Origin of the sequence: Moraxella nasicaprae (assembly GCF_025643275.1) — a bacterium.
Classification (GTDB): Bacteria; Pseudomonadota; Gammaproteobacteria; order Pseudomonadales; family Moraxellaceae; genus Moraxella; species Moraxella nasicaprae.
On the sequence record NZ_CP089977.1, the window covers coordinates 1,973,932 to 1,989,737 of the forward strand.

The 15,806-nt window shown below is 42.9% G+C and carries 17 protein-coding genes; 14 read left to right on the forward strand and 3 right to left on the reverse strand.

Going from position 1 to position 15,806, the window contains the following annotated elements:
* Positions 1-21 precede the first annotated feature (21 nt).
* Positions 22-1,515 (reverse strand): DUF3360 domain-containing protein, encoded by a 1,494-nt coding sequence (locus LU297_RS09345; protein WP_263076244.1) that lies wholly within the window; start codon positions 1,513-1,515, stop codon positions 22-24.
* A 328-nt stretch (positions 1,516-1,843) separates the two neighbouring features.
* Here LU297_RS09345 and LU297_RS09350 point away from each other — a divergent pair, with 328 nt between their 5' ends.
* The 4 genes from LU297_RS09350 to LU297_RS09365 all read left to right on the forward strand — a co-directional run bounded on the left by LU297_RS09350 (position 1,844) and on the right by LU297_RS09365 (position 3,713).
* Positions 1,844-2,023, forward strand: a complete 180-nt coding sequence (locus LU297_RS09350; protein WP_263076245.1) for a DNA gyrase inhibitor YacG — start codon at positions 1,844-1,846, stop codon at positions 2,021-2,023.
* 59 nt (positions 2,024-2,082) lie between these two features.
* On the forward strand, positions 2,083-2,961 hold the full coding sequence (locus LU297_RS09355; RefSeq protein ID WP_432806257.1) for a threonine/serine exporter family protein: 879 nt from the start codon (positions 2,083-2,085) through the stop codon (positions 2,959-2,961).
* Positions 2,961-3,413: a threonine/serine exporter family protein gene (locus tag LU297_RS09360; protein WP_263076246.1), complete on the forward strand. Its 453-nt coding sequence runs from the start codon at positions 2,961-2,963 to the stop codon at positions 3,411-3,413. Before LU297_RS09355 ends, LU297_RS09360 begins: the two co-directional genes overlap by 1 nt.
* A 123-nt stretch (positions 3,414-3,536) precedes the next feature.
* Positions 3,537-3,713, forward strand: a complete 177-nt coding sequence (locus LU297_RS09365) for a ribbon-helix-helix domain-containing protein (protein WP_263076247.1) — start codon at positions 3,537-3,539, stop codon at positions 3,711-3,713.
* 53 nt (positions 3,714-3,766) lie between these two features.
* Here LU297_RS09365 and LU297_RS09370 read toward each other — a convergent pair whose 3' ends face one another.
* Complete coding sequence (locus LU297_RS09370) at positions 3,767-4,927, reverse strand: cupin domain-containing protein (RefSeq protein ID WP_263076248.1); 1,161 nt, start codon at positions 4,925-4,927, stop codon at positions 3,767-3,769.
* 194 nt (positions 4,928-5,121) lie between these two features.
* On the opposite strand from LU297_RS09370, the gene prmB reads away from it, so the two are divergent.
* The 3 genes from prmB to LU297_RS09385 all read left to right on the forward strand — a co-directional run bounded on the left by prmB (position 5,122) and on the right by LU297_RS09385 (position 7,266).
* Positions 5,122-6,177 (forward strand): 50S ribosomal protein L3 N(5)-glutamine methyltransferase, encoded by a 1,056-nt coding sequence (gene prmB, locus LU297_RS09375; RefSeq protein ID WP_432806292.1) that lies wholly within the window; start codon positions 5,122-5,124, stop codon positions 6,175-6,177.
* Between the two features lie 73 nt (positions 6,178-6,250).
* Positions 6,251-7,024, forward strand: coding sequence for a protein NO VEIN domain-containing protein (locus LU297_RS09380; protein ID WP_263076250.1), 774 nt, complete (start codon positions 6,251-6,253; stop codon positions 7,022-7,024).
* Positions 7,018-7,266 carry a hypothetical protein gene (locus LU297_RS09385; protein ID WP_263076251.1) on the forward strand — a complete coding sequence of 83 codons (249 nt, stop codon included), beginning with the start codon at positions 7,018-7,020 and terminating at the stop codon, positions 7,264-7,266. The genes LU297_RS09380 and LU297_RS09385 overlap by 7 nt, the downstream gene beginning before the upstream one ends.
* Before the next feature lie 85 nt (positions 7,267-7,351).
* Here LU297_RS09385 and LU297_RS09390 read toward each other — a convergent pair whose 3' ends face one another.
* Complete coding sequence (locus tag LU297_RS09390) at positions 7,352-7,489, reverse strand: hypothetical protein (RefSeq protein WP_263076252.1); 138 nt, start codon at positions 7,487-7,489, stop codon at positions 7,352-7,354.
* A 92-nt stretch (positions 7,490-7,581) separates the two neighbouring features.
* On the opposite strand from LU297_RS09390, the gene aroC reads away from it, so the two are divergent.
* The 7 genes from aroC to LU297_RS09425 all read left to right on the forward strand — a co-directional run bounded on the left by aroC (position 7,582) and on the right by LU297_RS09425 (position 15,768).
* Positions 7,582-8,670 (forward strand): chorismate synthase, encoded by a 1,089-nt coding sequence (gene aroC / locus LU297_RS09395; protein WP_263076253.1) that lies wholly within the window; start codon positions 7,582-7,584, stop codon positions 8,668-8,670.
* A gap of 129 nt (positions 8,671-8,799) precedes the next feature.
* The gene (locus tag LU297_RS09400) at positions 8,800-9,267 is read left to right on the forward strand and encodes a hypothetical protein (protein WP_263076254.1); all 468 of its coding nucleotides are present in this window, start codon (positions 8,800-8,802) and stop codon (positions 9,265-9,267) included.
* Positions 9,268-9,338: 71 nt separating this feature from the next.
* Positions 9,339-10,001, forward strand: a complete 663-nt coding sequence (locus LU297_RS09405; protein ID WP_263076255.1) for a thiamine phosphate synthase — start codon at positions 9,339-9,341, stop codon at positions 9,999-10,001.
* 26 nt (positions 10,002-10,027) lie between these two features.
* Positions 10,028-13,594, forward strand: coding sequence for a transcription-repair coupling factor (gene mfd / locus LU297_RS09410; protein ID WP_263076257.1), 3,567 nt, complete (start codon positions 10,028-10,030; stop codon positions 13,592-13,594).
* A gap of 100 nt (positions 13,595-13,694) precedes the next feature.
* Entirely contained in the window at positions 13,695-14,132 is a 438-nt protein-coding gene (locus tag LU297_RS09415) for an HIT domain-containing protein (RefSeq protein ID WP_263076258.1), read from the forward strand.
* Between the two features lie 513 nt (positions 14,133-14,645).
* The gene (locus LU297_RS09420; RefSeq protein ID WP_263076259.1) at positions 14,646-15,071 is read left to right on the forward strand and encodes a 2-amino-4-hydroxy-6-hydroxymethyldihydropteridine diphosphokinase; all 426 of its coding nucleotides are present in this window, start codon (positions 14,646-14,648) and stop codon (positions 15,069-15,071) included.
* Positions 15,072-15,129: 58 nt separating this feature from the next.
* The gene (locus LU297_RS09425) at positions 15,130-15,768 is read left to right on the forward strand and encodes an FMN-binding negative transcriptional regulator (protein ID WP_263076260.1); all 639 of its coding nucleotides are present in this window, start codon (positions 15,130-15,132) and stop codon (positions 15,766-15,768) included.
* Positions 15,769-15,806: the final 38 nt, after the last annotated feature.

Genomic DNA, 15,806 nt, shown 5'->3' on the forward strand with positions numbered 1-15,806 from the left:
TCTTTTTTATTGGGTTGGATTTTATACTCTAAATTGTGGTAGCAATGCAGGAATGCCAGGAAGCATACCAACCGCTGCCATAATGGCACATAAAATCGCAAAACCTACCAAAGGAATAATCACTCGTCCGCTTAGACCCAATTCACGACTGCGTTCTTTGTCGCCAATCAAGCCCAAGTTGTCTAGCATCATGGTCAAAGACCAGCCAAATACAGGATTTACTAGGGCAGAAGCAAAGACAACGATGGCAGCAGATTGAGTGGTTTTGCCTTTACGAGTCATCTCCATGCCAGCTTCAAGCAATGGTACAAATACCGCTACAATCAGGGCAGTGGATAGTACAGGCTGCCATACCGCTAAGTCCATCGGATAGCCCCAAAGGCTGGCAATGATACAGAAGACGGCAGTCAAAATTGCACCTGCTGGAATGGGGCGTTTGGCGATGGCGGCAGGTACAATATATGTACCCCATGATGAGGTAAAGTTAGCACCACCAAGCACAGAGCCTGCCGCTTGACGCAATGAGCAGACAACCATGGTATCATCGATGTTCATGTGTGTGCGTTCTGAACGCTCGGGATAGCTGATTTTTTGGAAAACTTGGTGACCTAAGAAATCAGGCGACCACATGGCAACCGCCAAAACAGCAAATGGGAATACCACTACAAAGCTTTTGAAATCAGGCAGACCCAAAGTCCAGCCAGTGCTTTCGCCCCACCAGTAAGCAGGACTCATTGGCGGCAAGCCTGGTGCAGTTTTGAATTCAAATGGTGCACCCAAAGCAAAAGCAAGAATACCTGCCAATGCACAACCCACAGGGACGGCAAGCCAGCGTTTTTGCCAATGTTCAAGCAGGGCGTACATAATAATCGTGGCTAAGATAATAATGAATGAAATGTGCGGCATGCCGATATTGCTTGCCCAAGCATTCATGTTTTTGACTTGTCCTATTAAGCCAACAAAGCCCAAGTACAGCAACAATCCGCCCGCCACACCATTACTGGTTAATCTGGCTAAGAGCGAACCTCCTTTAAACACTGCTAAGAGTATCCCAAAAATACCAATCAATAAGCCAAACGCCAACGGGTGTCCACCTGCGGTAACCACCAGAGGAATCAGAGGGATTAAAGGGCCGTGTGTGCCAGGTAAGTTTGAGGTTGGTAGAAATAGCCCTGAAAATAATAGGATAATAACAGAGGCAATAAGCATTTCATATCGGACATTTTCCAAAATGAATGCCTCGCCCAAGCCAAGTGGTGTCGCAAATGCCGCTGCCATCGCACCAACCATCACGATTTTACCAATTGTACCAGCCATCGCAGGGATGGCATCTTCAAATTCAAATCGGTAATCACGGAAAGGAAGGTTGATTGCCCAGCGTTTTGGCTTCATGATTTGTAATTCATGATTTAGATAGGCATCTCTGGACGCAAAACTAGAACTTGGCTTATGTAATTCCTGATAGCTTTTTGATGACATTTCGTCATCTGACCAGCTGCTATTGACATCACTCATGGTGTTCTCCTTAATCGTTGTGATGACAAAATATACCAATCAATCCTTTGCAAAACAGCCATTTGCAATCAAAATTCTTTTGATGATTTCCAAGCAATAACTAAGTTTCCTTATTTCGTTGGTTTTTTGCCATGAACTTTTGTTATTTTTGGAAACGACTTCCTTTATCTTGGGTTGATTGGCAGTCCAATTTGCTTAAATGATTTAAAGCACCGTGATTATAGCTTGCTTTAAGTCATCTGTAAAATAAAAACTTTATTGGATTGATTTTTATTGATAAAATAAAGCGAATTTTTCGATTTTTTGATAAATCCCATGTGATGAAGCCATGACTGATGTAGTTTGTTATCCTTGTCCCACTTGTCAGCAGCCTGCGATTTGGCAAGACAATCCTAATCGACCATTTTGTTCTGAGCGATGTAAACTGATTGACTTAGGTGCTTGGGCTGCCGAAGATTATAAAATTCAAGCACAGGATTCGCCATTTAGCCAAGAGCTGGACGGTTGATTTTTGTGATGAAAGCAGTCGCTGCAACAACCCTCAGCCAAGACAGTAGGACAACAAATATGCCATCAATACACCAGTCTGTTAGCATGACAAACACCGCTGATGGTCAGATTCCTGATGAGATTTTGGGTGAGATGACAGGCATTACCTATCAAGACCAGCAACGCATCACCAGATTGTGCGTGCGTTGTGCGTTGCTGTTCATGCAGTATGGTGGCGAATCTGCGGTGGTGGTTGATTTGACCAAGCGTCTGGGCGTGGCATTGGGGGTAAATGGGGTTGAATGCGGTTTGTCATTCAATGCCGTCACGCTGACCACCATCTACCAAGGTCGCTGTATCACGACGGTGCGAAATACGGTGCATCAAGGCATCAATGTGAGTATTTTGGTACAAATCCAGCAAATTGTGATGCAAGCAGAAGCGACACGCCAGCAAAATCATGCGGTATCTGTATCATTGATTGGGCAAATTGAAACAGCATTTGACCAGATGGATAGGACGACTTATCCTAATGCCTTAATGGCGTTATTTGTCGGTTTATCTTGTGCCTGTTTTGCTTATCTGAATGGCGGTGGCTTGGCGATTTCAGCGATTACTTTGGTGGCAGGATTTGTTGCCATGAGAATGCGTCTTTACTTATCCGCCCATCATTTCAATCCATTTGTGGTGGTCATCATCACGGCATTTGTGGCGACTTTACTGGGTGCGTTTGCCTACTTTTTCAAATTGGGCGACAATGCTGATATTGCGGTGGCGGCAAGCGTGTTGCTACTTGTGCCTAGTTTTCCCATCATCAACTCACTTTCCGACATTCTAAAAGGCTACATCAATATGGGCGTGGGGCGATGGATGTTTGCCACGATGCTGACTTTGTCTGCTTGTGTGGGTATTGTGATTGCACTGATTTTATTACAGATTCCACATTGGGGGCTTTGATGGATTTTATCCAAGACATTATATTATCTTGCATCATCACTTTGGGTTGGTGCTTGATGTTCACGCTACCAAGACGGTATATTGGGCATTGCATGGTTATTACGGCATTGGGTTTTGGTTCTAGGCTGGTGATGACGCATTTTGGGGTGCATTTGGCGGTGGCGACTTTTTTTGGTTCGATGTTTGCCAGCTTTTTGGGGGTATATTTTGCTCAGCGATACCGTTTACCGCCTAAGGCATTGATTGTGCCGAGTTTAATCTGCATGATGCCTGGTATCGCCGCCTACAAAGCGATGGTGAGCATGGTGCAAATTGGCTATTTTGGCTTTTCGATGGAGTTATTTGTCCTGATGATGTCGTATTTTTTTGATGCAATTTTTGTGATTTCGGCATTGGTGTTAGGCTTATCCATTCCAGGCATTCTTTTTTATCGCCGTAAGCCGATTGTTTGACAAACCGTCCATCATTTCGTCTTATTTTTTTGTGCAAAAAATAGCCAAAAATTCAATTTGTCATTGCAATATGCACACATTTGCCGTATAATTGCCAGCTTTTTAGTATGTAGGAACATGACGATGACTCAGCAAGCCGATCACGAAAAACAAACCACTTTTAATATGCGTGTGGATAAAAACTTGGTGGAGCAATTTAAGCAGGCGGCTCGTGCCAATAATCGTACCGCCAGCCAGCTGTTGCGTGATTGCATGATTGATTATGTTAAGAAAAATCGCCAAGCAGACATGTTTAAATGATTCATGTATCAAACAAAAAAGCACCCAAATCAGGTGCTTTTTTACTTGGTTTTTTAAACCAAAATCAGCCAATTATCGTTGAGCCAAGTTGTCAGGCTGGTCAGGATTTCTTTGCCATCAATATCATCAATGGCAATCGCATCGCCTGAGGTTAGCGTTTGTAATAGTGATAATTCTTGCTCATTTAGACAGATATTTTCGCCATTGATGAACCACTGACCCTGATGATGTACAAATCGACAAGCAGGATTGAGCATCAGGCATTCGCCATCGTTGAGTCGGTCGGACAGCTCATCATCACTAAGCTCATCTTCAAAAGATAGCAACTCATATTGGCGTTTGCTGACCAATTCGGCAACCGCCTGAGTGATGATGGCGTCTCCTTTGTCGCTATTTAGGGTAGCAAGCAGTTCGTTTTTGATGGCATTGATGCTTTCTTTGCTCAATTCAAAAGCGTCCGCTTGGTAACTTTGTGGCAAAGTCATCACGGTAAACAGCTCGCTTTGCGTGGTGGCGACATCAGCGATTTCATCAATGACTTGCACCAAATTTGGACGGCGAAAACCAAATGAGAAGGTAAGACAGTCATCTTGGGCGATGCCGTGATGGCTTAGGCGTGGCGGTACATACAGCACATCGCCAGCTTCTAGCACTTCATCAAAAATAATCTCGCCCATGTCATCTAGCAGGCGAATGGGCTGACCTGCCACAAATGGCGTGCCAGCATCGCACATTTTGCCCAGTTGCCAACGGCGAGACCCATAACCTTGTGCCAAAAAGACATCATATTCATCATAGTGAGCCCCGACCGAGCCGCCTTTTGGGGCGACAGAGACCATGATGTCGTCTTGTTGCCATTTTGGAATAAAATCAAAGGCTTGCCACAGTTCGCCCAGCTCAGGCGACCATTGTTCCAGATTTTGCACCAAAATCGTCCATAGGGTTGGTGTACTATCGATGTCATCTTCACTCAGTGGCGATGATTTTAGCGACCACTGCATGGGATTATCGTCATGCTGACTGATGAGGCGTGCAGATACCCCATCTTCTACCGCCAAGCCCAGCACATCATCAGGCTCAAACATGCCCACCAAAGCAGGCAAGCCTTGTTTAATCAATAAAGGTTTTTTTTGCCAATATTCAGCAAGGAAAATCTCTGGCGTGATTCCCTCTGGCAGGCAAAATTGATTTAGTGTTTCGTGAAGGTTGTTCATAATTAACTCGTGATATTGGATTTGTGCCTAGTGTAACAAGTTTTTGGCATAAAACCAATAAAAAAGCTTAAAAGTCATGGTAAATTTAGCGTCTTTTCTTTATAATGGCGGGTATCTATCAATAATTTTTTTGACAATAAAGGTTGATTATGTCTGAACATGACGATTTGGCAGAGCAAGAATTTGATTATGCAATGAGCGAAAATGGCGAGCTGACCCAAGCAGATATTGCAGCATTGTATGCTGAGCTTGCTGAGGCAGAAAATGCCTTAGTTACCATTCGTGATTTTATCCGTTTTGTCGTAACAAAACTGCGTCAATATGATGTCGTGGTGGCACAAGGCACAACCGATGAATTTGCCGAAGCGGCGGCGATTGTACTGCATTCGTTATCATTGGAGTGGTCAGCTGATGAGCAGATTTTGGAATGTAAACTTACGCCCAGCGAAAAACAAGAAGTGCTGACCTTGTTGTCTGAACGCATCATTCAGCGTAAGCCGTTGTCTTATTTGATTAACTTAGCGTATTTTTGTAATTTGCCATTTTATGTGGACGAGCGAGTTTTGATACCTCGTTCCCCGATTGCCGAGCTGATTAACCAAAAATTCTATCCATACTTTGATGTCGATGATGCCAAAAAATCAGAATTTTTCCAACATGGATTGGCAGAAAAACAACTGTCCGCCCCAGAAAGGATTCTTGATTTGTGCACAGGTTCTGGCTGTATCGCCATCGCTCTTGCTAAGGCATTTCCTGACGCCAATGTGGACGGAGCAGATATTGATAAAGACGCCTTAGAAGTGGCGTGGACGAATGTTGAGCATCATGAGATTGAACATCAGGTCAATCTTTTAGAGAGTGATTTATTTGCCAAAATCCCTGCTGAAAATCAGTATGAACTCATCGTCACCAACCCGCCTTATGTGGATGCAGCTGTGATGGCAGAACTACCACCAGAGTTCTTGCACGAGCCAGAACACGCCTTGGCAGCAGGGCAAGATGGTTTGGATTTGGTGCATCAGATTTTGTACCATGCCCCTGATTATCTAACCCCTGACGGCTTGCTTGTGTGCGAGGTGGGCGATAGTGAATGGGCGTTGCGTCAAGCCTATCCTGAGATTCAGTTTGAATGGCTCAACTTTGAAAAAGGCGGTAGTGGTATTTTTGCCATCGATTATGAAGAGTTGATGGAATATCGTGATGAATTTGCCCGCCAAGTAGAGCGAGTGACAGGTGTAGCATTAGCGTGAGCAAATATGACCGCCTACTGATGGTGAGTTTGGTAGGCGGTTTTGGTCGTATTTGTGCGATTGGTTATTTGTGATGAGTTCTTTGTCCAGACATCAACATTATCAGTTGTTAAATTTGCTTGGTTATGGATTGGCAAAATTTAATCGTGATTTTATCCAGCAGTTCAACTGCACCAATAAAGAGCAATTTTATCAATATTTTGTAGATTTTGGCATTGTAGAGACCAAAAGTGTGGTTAAAAATCGCCAAGATTTATTTGATCCATATTTTGATAATGGTCGTCAAGGTTGGTGGCAGAAAAAAGAGGTCTATGAGCATAGAAAGATTTTAATTGATGGATTGTTTGGCAATGAAAATGTCATTGGCTATGCCAACATTATTAAACTGATTTTGCAGAATGAGTATCAGATTGATGATTTCTTGATTAAGGAAGATATAGAGCCAATCATACAATCCAAATTCAAAAAGATGCAAGAAACTGGTTTGGAAGCTGAACTTTATTTTATGCAGAATTATCAAAATATTGGGTTATTTAGTAATGGAGTTTTGCAAGACGCACGATTATTTGGCGATGGCTATGATTTTCAAATCAAAACAGGTTCAAATAATTATTTAGCGGAAGTCAAAGGCATTCGCCAAAATCAGGGTAAAATTCGCTTGACTGAAAATGAGTACATCAAAGCCTGCGAGTATAAAAATGATTATATTCTGACTTTGGTGCTAAACTTAAATGAAATCCCAAGATTTTTGACGATTGAAAATCCAATTCATCAATTAAATTTTAAAGAAGTAATGTTGCAATCCAAACCGATTAAAGAATATCATTTGGAGCGTGAGATATGCTGACTTTTGGGCAGAAAAAAGCATTATTCTTTAAATGCTTAAATGATAAAAATGGTTCTTATGGCGACATCATTCGTGATGAAGTGATGTTTTATTTTGATGATTTGGAAAATGATTTGGGCTTCTTGGATAAATATCAATCACAAGAAGAGATAGGTCATTTTACCAATATGTTGATTTCAAAAATCATCATGAATGAACATCAAGACAGTTTAGAAAATATCCTTATGTATTATTGTCAGTAATTTTCCACCATGAAAATTCTTTCAAACAAAGATATGTCATTTGGGTTATCACACTAGATGGTCAAATTCTAACTTCAAAAGTTTGTCAAGAGAACGGCAAAGCCCTAATGACCAACCCAAATTCTGCATTGGCTGATTGGTTGTTACGCCAATGATTGAATTTAAAAGAAGGCGAATTGGCAGGTAATGAACGACTAGAATTGATGGATTGTGATAGTGTCATTATTACCAAAATTGATGCAAATAAATATGTAATTAATAAGGCCAAATTTGGTAGTTATGAAACTTTTATTGAACAGTTAAAGTGAGTATATTATGTCAGGCAACACCATTGGAAAATTATTTACCGTAACCACCTGTGGCGAGTCGCACGGTGTGGGTTTGATGGCGATTGTGGACGGTGTACCGCCCAATTTGCCACTCACCGAAGAAGATTTGCAAATTGAATTGGATAGAAGAAAACCCGGCACTTCCAAATTTGCCACGCAACGAAAAGAAGATGATAAGGTAGAAATCATCTCTGGCGTGTTTGAAGGCAAAACGACTGGCACACCCATTGGACTACTTATCCGTAACACCGACCAAAAGTCCAAAGATTATGGCAACATTGCAACAACCTTTCGCCCCAATCACGCCGATTATGCCTACACGATGAAATATGGCTTTCGGGATTATCGGGGCGGTGGGCGTTCGTCTGCACGAGAGACGGCAATGCGTGTGGCGGCAGGGGCGATTGCCAAAAAGTATCTTAAAGAACGCTTAGGCATTGTCATTCGTGGCGTTGTTACCCAAATTGGCACGGAAAAAGCGGAGAAATTGGATTGGGACATTGTAGATACCAACCCATTTTTTTGTGGTGATGAGACCGCAATTCCACGCTTTGAACAGCTCATCACAAGTTTGCGAGAGCAGGGGACAAGCTGTGGGGCAAGGCTAGAAATCTATGCCGAAAATGTGCCTGTGGGGCTTGGCGAGCCTGTGTTTGACCGCCTTGATGCCGATATTGCTTTTGCGATGATGTCTATCAATGCGGTGAAGGGCGTGGAGATTGGCGATGGTTTTGATGTGGCAGGGCAGTTTGGACACCAAGCCCAAGATGAGCTTACGCCCAATGGCTTTACTGCCAATCACGCAGGCGGGATTTTGGGTGGCATATCAAGCGGTCAGACCATTAAGGTTGCCATTGCCCTAAAACCGACTTCTAGCATTACAACGGCTGGCAAATCCATTGACCTAGATGGCAATCCTGTTGATGTCATCACCAAAGGTCGCCACGACCCTTGTGTGGGGGTGCGAGCTGTACCGATTGCTGAGAGTATGCTGGCGATTGTTCTCTTAGACCATTATTTACGCCATCGGGGGCAAAATAGCGATGTGGTACAGCCGTTAAAACCGATAGAGTGATTTTGGACAAGGTACTAAGGATTTACTATGCTATCCAATATAAAACGCAAATTTTTACCAATAATGTGTTTGGGGTTATTGTCTTTTGGGCAATCAAGTTTTGCTAATGAACCAACTGAACCAGCTTTAATGGATTGGTACAAAATGGTTGCTCCCAATTATATTCAATTTCAACAAATATATGACGAAAAATTGGACGGTACAGTATTTTCACAAATGCTTCGCCCAAGCCGTGAGCAGATTTTTTCAGACCAAAAACTAAGTTCCGAGCAAATACAACTGGGAGCCAAGTTGTCCGAGCAAGCCTATTATCATTGTATGGTTTGGGGGTATGACCATTTGACAGCGATGTTTGGCGATGATGATAAGATTGCTGATGGTATTTTTGCATTATGCCAAGACCATGAAGACATCTATGATATTTATAATATTTTGCTGGCGTCCGACCATTACGGCTTTGAAATGACCGAATATAAGGCGTGGCAACGCATTCAAGAAAATAAACAAAAAGGCATAAGAGACAATAGCGATTTTCGTCAGGCGGTCAAAAAACAACTCGCTCAACTAAACGAGGCGTCAAGTACCATCAATGAATAATCCGATGATGAACTGCTTATTTGGATTGAATGATTGGTGTCTTTGATGAGTCATTAAGCAAGGATTATATCATGAACGGACAAAGCAAAGACAAAGCACCTAAACTGTACTTATTAACTAACGATGATGAGATAGATACCCTGCTTGATAAACTACAACGAGCCTTTGAGACAGGAGCGGTGTCGTTATTGCAAATTCGCCGTAAAGCCACTTTAAAACAATATGACCTTGCCACCGTGTACAGGGAGGCGGAGCTAATCATCAGCCTTGCCAATGATTATGATGTTGGCGTGGTCATCAATGAAGATTTGGAGTTGGCATCACATTTTGGCACAGGATTGCATTTGGGCAAACGAGATGGCAATGTGCGTGTTGCAAGAGAGATTTTGGGCGATGATGCCATTATTGGCACAAGCTGTTATGCAGATATTGCATTGTTTAAAGAGGCTAAACGAGAAGGGGCAAGCTATGGCTCTATGGGGACGATTTTTGCGTCCATCACCAAGCCTCGTGCCAGCATCATTCCAAGAGCAATTTTAAATCGTGCTACGCAGGTGGCGTTACCACTTTGTGCCATTGGCGGGATTGCCTTGGATAACATCTACCAGCTTAGAGATGATTTGAATGGACATGCCATCGAGTATATTGCGGTCAGTTCAGACATCATGGGGCATTCATCAGACAGCATTGCCAGTAAATGCCAAGCGTGGCGAAACAAACTAGAAAATTGGTAAATTTATTTTAATTATTCTAATCAATCATGACAAACCATCAGCACATATTTCCATCACTTACCCCCATTGAGACCACCAAAGCTGGCTACAAAACCACCATCGCCAAGCCCAAAGATGCGGCATTAAGTTATTATTTAGCGGCATTATCCCACCAGCAAAATCGTCTGATTGTGATGGTGGCAAATTCATCGCATGAGGTCAATCGACTAGAAACGGAGCTGGCATTTTTTGGGGCAAAAGTGCAGGTTTTTGCTGATTGGGAGATTTTGGCTTATGACCAGTTGTCAGTGCATCAAGACATTGTTTCAGAACGCATTGAGACTTTGACTCACATGCCCACGCAGGGTATTTTGTTGGTCAATGCACAGACGCTGTCGCAACGCATCGCTCCGCCATCGTGGCTTTTGGGTCAGCATTTTGACCTTAAAGTGGGCGATGTCTTTGACCTAGATACCCAAAAAGCACGACTGACCAAAGCAGGTTATGCGTTGGTGGATAGTGTGTTCGAGCCTGGTGAGTTTGCGGTGCGTGGCAGTATCATTGATGTGTTTGCCATCGGTCAGGTGTTGCCGTTTCGATTGGATTTGTTTGATGATGAAATCGAGAGCATTCGCTTTTTTGACCCAGAAAGCCAGCGAACCATCAGTGATGATGAGCTTGCCAAGATGGCCAAAGATGGTTTGTCTGGTCTGAATAATATCAACAGTCATAAACTGCCCAAAACTGCCAAGATTAATCAGTTTAGCCTACTGCCTGCCAAAGAATTTCCCTTTGAAGAGGCCAAAGAGCAATTTCGACAAAATTTTGCCAGTTTGTTCATCAATACCAGTGCCAGACGGGTTGATTTTTATCAAGAGGTGATGTCAGGAATTGCACCGCAGGGCATCGAATTTTATGCACCGCTGTTTTTTGAATTTGAATCATGGTTTACCCAAGGTCATTTATTTGCTTACCTACCCAAAAATGCTGTGGTTGTGCGGCACAATAATCTGACGGCAGTACATGATGAGCATTGGCAACAGGTGCTTTCTCGTCATCAGGCACGAGCCCATGACAAAGATGTGCCTGTGATGCCTCCTGATTATCTGTTTTTGCCAAGCAATGAGTTTCATCAGCTTCTTAATCAATATCCACAAATTGTGCTTGATGATGGTGATGATGAGCTGGGTAGCAAGTCAGGATTGGTGTTGCCAATCAATCATCAAGCATCAGAACCGTTGGAGGCGTTGCTTGAATTCATCAAAAGCTGTGGCGTACCTGTATTGCTGGCAGCAGAGACCGCTGGTCGTCGTGAGATTATTTTAGAATTATTAAAAAATAAGCTATCGGTTAGCTTGGTGGCAGACTTTTGGGAATTTATCCAAAGACGTGATGAGTTTGATGCACAGCACATTGCTTTGACGGTCGCTCCTTTGGAACAAGGGGCGTATCTGACCCACGAACTTAGGTTTTGTGTCATCAGTGAGCCACAGATTTTTGGTCGGCAGGTATTGCAAACTCGCCGCCGCCGTCAATCCAGCATTTCTCAGGCTTTTTTGGTTAAGTCAGTTACTGAGCTTAGTGAAGGGTCGTTGGTGGTGCATTTGGAGCATGGTATCGGTCGTTATCAGGGCTTGATTGTGCTAGATGTGGGCGAGGGTGAGCAAGAATTTATTCATTTAAAATATGCTGATGATGCCAGCATTTATGTGCCAATCACTCATTTATCTTTGATAGGGCGATATAGCGGTACTGATTCTGAGGCAGTGGCATTATCCAAAATTGGCAGTGGCAAATGGGAGAAATCCAAACTAAAAGCCTTAGAACAGATTTATGATGTGGCGGCAGAGCTGCTTAATGTTCAGGCTCGTCGCAATGCCAAAGAGGGCATCAGTTTTGATATTGACATGGCTCAATATGAACTGTTTGCCAGTCAGTTTGCCTATGAAGAGACGCTTGACCAGATGGTTGCCATCGATGCAGTGTTGCATGACATGAAACAATCCAAACCAATGGATAGGCTCATCTGCGGTGATGTGGGTTTTGGTAAGACGGAAGTTGCCATGAGGGCGGCATTTGTGGCGGTGCAGGCGGGCTATCAGGTGGCGGTGCTTGTACCAACCACACTATTGGCAGGACAGCACGAAGATAGCTTTCGCAGTCGTTTTGCTGATTGGCCGATACGCATTGAAAGTTTATCTCGATTTGGCAATAAAAAACATCATGACGCTGTGCTTGAAGAGCTGGCATCAGGCAAAGTGGATATTGTCATTGGCACGCATAAATTATTGCAAGATGACATCAAATTTGCCAACTTGGGTTTGATGATTGTTGATGAAGAGCATCGTTTTGGGGTGCGTCATAAACAAAAAATCAAGAGTCTGCAAAGTGATATTGACAGTCTATCAATGACTGCCACGCCAATTCCTAGAACGCTAAACATGGCATTGTCGGGCATGCAGGACATTTCCATCATTGCCACACCTCCTGCCAGACGATTGGCGGTCAAGACCTTTTTGATGGCAAAATCAGATGAAATCACCAAAGAGGCGATTTTGCGAGAGATTTTGCGTGGTGGTCAAGTATATTATTTGCACAATGATGTGGCAAGCATTGAATCAACCGCTGAGCGTTTATCAGAGCTGATTCCTGAGGCACGAGTGGCGGTGGCTCATGGACAAATGGCAGAAAAAGAGCTATCAGCGGTGATGAGTGACTTTTATCACAAAAAATATCATATTTTAGTGGCAAGCACCATCATCGAAACAGGCATTGATATGCCAAACGCCAATACCATCATCATCAATCGTGCCGATAAGTTTGGTATTGCTCAGCTTCACCAGCTGCGTGGCAGGGTGGGGCGTAGCCATCATCAGGCTTATTGCTATTTGTTAGTGCCATCACTCAAAGGGCTAAGCAGTGATGCTAAAAAACGCCTCAATGCCATCACTCGTGCCAATACATTGGGAGCGGGTTTCATGCTTGCCAGTGAGGATTTGGAGATTCGTGGTGCTGGCGAGATTTTGGGCAAAGAACAAAGTGGCAATATGCAAACCATTGGCTTTGGGCTGTACATGGACATGCTTGAAAGAGCCACCAAAGCCATCAAATCAGGCAAAACCCCGAGTTTGGCAACACCACTTGACTTGATGAGTGAGATTGACATTCATGCTTCTGCGTTAATTCCTGATGAGTATTTGGGCGATGTTCATGAAAGATTGTTATTTTATAAACGAATCAGCCAAACCGATGACATTGATGAGCTTATCAGCATTCGCACGGAGATGATTGACCGTTTTGGGACTTTGCCAACCCCAGCTCACAATCTGTTTGCTGTACATCGCTGTCGTATTCGTGCCAAAGTTTTGGGCATTGCCAAAATTGATGCAACTGCTCAGAGTATTGGCATTGAGTTTAAACCAGACACGCCCGTGGACGGACTTGCCATTATTAAACTGATTCAAAGTGGCGATGCTTATCGCATGAATGGGGCGACTTTTTTAAAATACACCAGCAAAACTTCGATGGATGCCCAGACACGACTTGATAAGATGGCGGAGTTGTTGGCTTATTTTGAGCAAAACACCATCAAGCATGATGCTGACGCTGGATAATAATGCCAAAATTGACCCACAAAAGCACCTGTAATAATGGCAATATTTGTGCTACAATATTGCCAAGAATGATTTAATTTAATGACTATAAGAGATAACCATGTTCCAACTACACCCACAGCTTGCTAAGGATACTTTTTTGGTGGGCGATTTTCCTTTGTCCACAGTGCGTTTGATGAATGATTGCCAGTTTCCTTGGCTGATTTTAGTGCCACGAGTTTCTGGCATCAAAGAAATTTATGAATTAAGTGCTGCCGATCAGGTGCAATTTTTGCGTGAATCCAGCTGGGTTTCTAGCCAAATGGCAAAAATTTTTGGTGCTGATAAGATGAATGTGGCTGCATTGGGCAATCAAGTACCACAGCTGCATTTTCATCATATTGTCCGTTATCAAAATGATGTGGCTTGGCCAAATCCTGTTTGGGGCAGACCTGCCATTCCATATACGGTCGAAGTTTTGCAGCACATGCAACAAACTTTGATGATGGCGTTGCGTGGTCATCATGAGATGCCATTTGATTGGAAGATGAGTGTATAGATGATAAGTGATTGATTTTCTTGATATTTTTATCAAATCAATCCAGAATAATCCAGAAACAGCCCGAGTAATATTAGGGCTGTTTTTGCTTTAAGGTGATACTTGTTGCAATCAGTGGACTGATGATGGTCATGCAAAGCAACATCACGCATTTGTCTTATCGTGGATTAACCCATCACGCAAGCCAAATAATTGGTGTATTTTTGTTTGTGCTAATAAAAATTTCTTTATGGCGACTGGCTTGGTCTTAGGTTGCCAATCGTTTGGTGCGTGTCATGCACATCTACTTAACCGCATCATTTGTTCAGCTGTCCGTTTGTTTTGGGCTGATAATCAGCCAAGAGCTGTGATAAATCTGATTGCACACGAATGAGTGCTTAGGTATAATAAAAAACCTTTTTTCAAGACATCTTTAACGCTTATTCGATGAATTTATGATGAAACGATGCGAATCAGCCCACATGATTGACCCAGTCACTTTGTCGCCAACTGATGATAGATTGGGTGCATAAAATGGCGATAAAAACCGTACTATTGGGATTGGGTAGTAATGTTTGCCAAGATAAATTAAATCAAGGTATTTTGTTGCTTGGTTCATTAGGTTCGTGTGTGGTGTCTGATGTGATTAGTGGACAAGATTACACGGCATGTAGCCGACGCACCTATGACAATGTCTGTCTGTTATTGTCATTGACGCACGAAAATGAATTGGTTGATTTATTAGATATATTTAAAAAAATAGAAATACAATGTGGCAGAGATTCTCGAAAAAAAACCGCTCAATATGACTACGAAGTGGCGATGGATATTGATGTTTTGGCGTGGCAGATTGGCGATGATTGGCACGCTGATGGTAGACGCTTACCGCTAAAACCACATGAAAAAATCGCTGCCAAACAAGTGGCAAAACAGTTGCTTGATTGGGGCGTGATTTATTAGTTGTGGTACTTGATGGGCGATGCTCAATCGGTATTAATCCTGTGATGGTGAGTTTTTTATGTTTATTCCAAAAGTTTTTGAGCAGACCAATCGCCAGCAACTCATTGAGTTGATGCAGGCATATCCATTGGCAACGGTGATTTTTAGTGATAACAGCTTACCTGTGGCTTGTCATATTCCTGTGTTGTATATCAATGACGAACGAGGCGAGCGATTGATTGGTCATGTACATCGTTGCAATCCTTTGTGGCAACATACAGATAAACCTTGGCTGGTGATTTTTCATGGTGCCAATCATTACATCAGTGCAAACTGGTATCCCTCCAAGCAACAAACGCACAAAGAAGTACCCACCTACAACTATCAGGCGGTGCATATCACGGTGCAAGCGACTTTGATTGAGGACTTGCCAAGTGTTAAGCAGATATTATCAATCACGACCGATTATTTTGAAGAGCATTTGGCAACCCAAATCCATCATCACCCTTGGAAAATTGATGACGCACCCAGCGAATTTATTGATAAAATGTGTCCTGCATTGGTGGCGTTTGAGATGAATATTGTGGACATTCAGGCACAATTTAAACTTAGCCAAAACAAAAGCGATGAAAATAGACAAGGCGTGATAGATGGTCTTGGACAACTTGATACTGATGCTGCTCGCCAGATGGCAATGCTTGTCAAGCACGCCAAATAAACAAAAAATCCATCAATGATTGATGGATTTTTTATGGG

Coding starts and splice junctions, on each gene's coding strand:
- LU297_RS09345 (WP_263076244.1), bottom strand. CDS start 1,515: ATGAGTGATGTCAATAGCAGCTGGTCAGATGACGAAATGTCATCAAAA.
- LU297_RS09420 (WP_263076259.1), top strand. CDS start 14,646: ATGGCGATAAAAACCGTACTATTGGGATTGGGTAGTAATGTTTGCCAA.
- LU297_RS09370 (WP_263076248.1), bottom strand. CDS start 4,927: ATGAACAACCTTCACGAAACACTAAATCAATTTTGCCTGCCAGAGGGA.
- LU297_RS09360 (WP_263076246.1), top strand. CDS start 2,961: ATGGATTTTATCCAAGACATTATATTATCTTGCATCATCACTTTGGGT.
- LU297_RS09415 (WP_263076258.1), top strand. CDS start 13,695: ATGTTCCAACTACACCCACAGCTTGCTAAGGATACTTTTTTGGTGGGC.
- LU297_RS09405 (WP_263076255.1), top strand. CDS start 9,339: ATGAACGGACAAAGCAAAGACAAAGCACCTAAACTGTACTTATTAACT.
- mfd (WP_263076257.1), top strand. CDS start 10,028: ATGACAAACCATCAGCACATATTTCCATCACTTACCCCCATTGAGACC.
- LU297_RS09425 (WP_263076260.1), top strand. CDS start 15,130: ATGTTTATTCCAAAAGTTTTTGAGCAGACCAATCGCCAGCAACTCATT.
- LU297_RS09400 (WP_263076254.1), top strand. CDS start 8,800: ATGGATTGGTACAAAATGGTTGCTCCCAATTATATTCAATTTCAACAA.
- LU297_RS09390 (WP_263076252.1), bottom strand. CDS start 7,489: ATGACACTATCACAATCCATCAATTCTAGTCGTTCATTACCTGCCAAT.
- LU297_RS09355 (WP_432806257.1), top strand. CDS start 2,083: ATGCCATCAATACACCAGTCTGTTAGCATGACAAACACCGCTGATGGT.
- LU297_RS09380 (WP_263076250.1), top strand. CDS start 6,251: ATGAGTTCTTTGTCCAGACATCAACATTATCAGTTGTTAAATTTGCTT.
- prmB (WP_432806292.1), top strand. CDS start 5,122: ATGAGCGAAAATGGCGAGCTGACCCAAGCAGATATTGCAGCATTGTAT.
- LU297_RS09350 (WP_263076245.1), top strand. CDS start 1,844: ATGACTGATGTAGTTTGTTATCCTTGTCCCACTTGTCAGCAGCCTGCG.
- aroC (WP_263076253.1), top strand. CDS start 7,582: ATGTCAGGCAACACCATTGGAAAATTATTTACCGTAACCACCTGTGGC.
- LU297_RS09385 (WP_263076251.1), top strand. CDS start 7,018: ATGCTGACTTTTGGGCAGAAAAAAGCATTATTCTTTAAATGCTTAAAT.
- LU297_RS09365 (WP_263076247.1), top strand. CDS start 3,537: ATGACTCAGCAAGCCGATCACGAAAAACAAACCACTTTTAATATGCGT.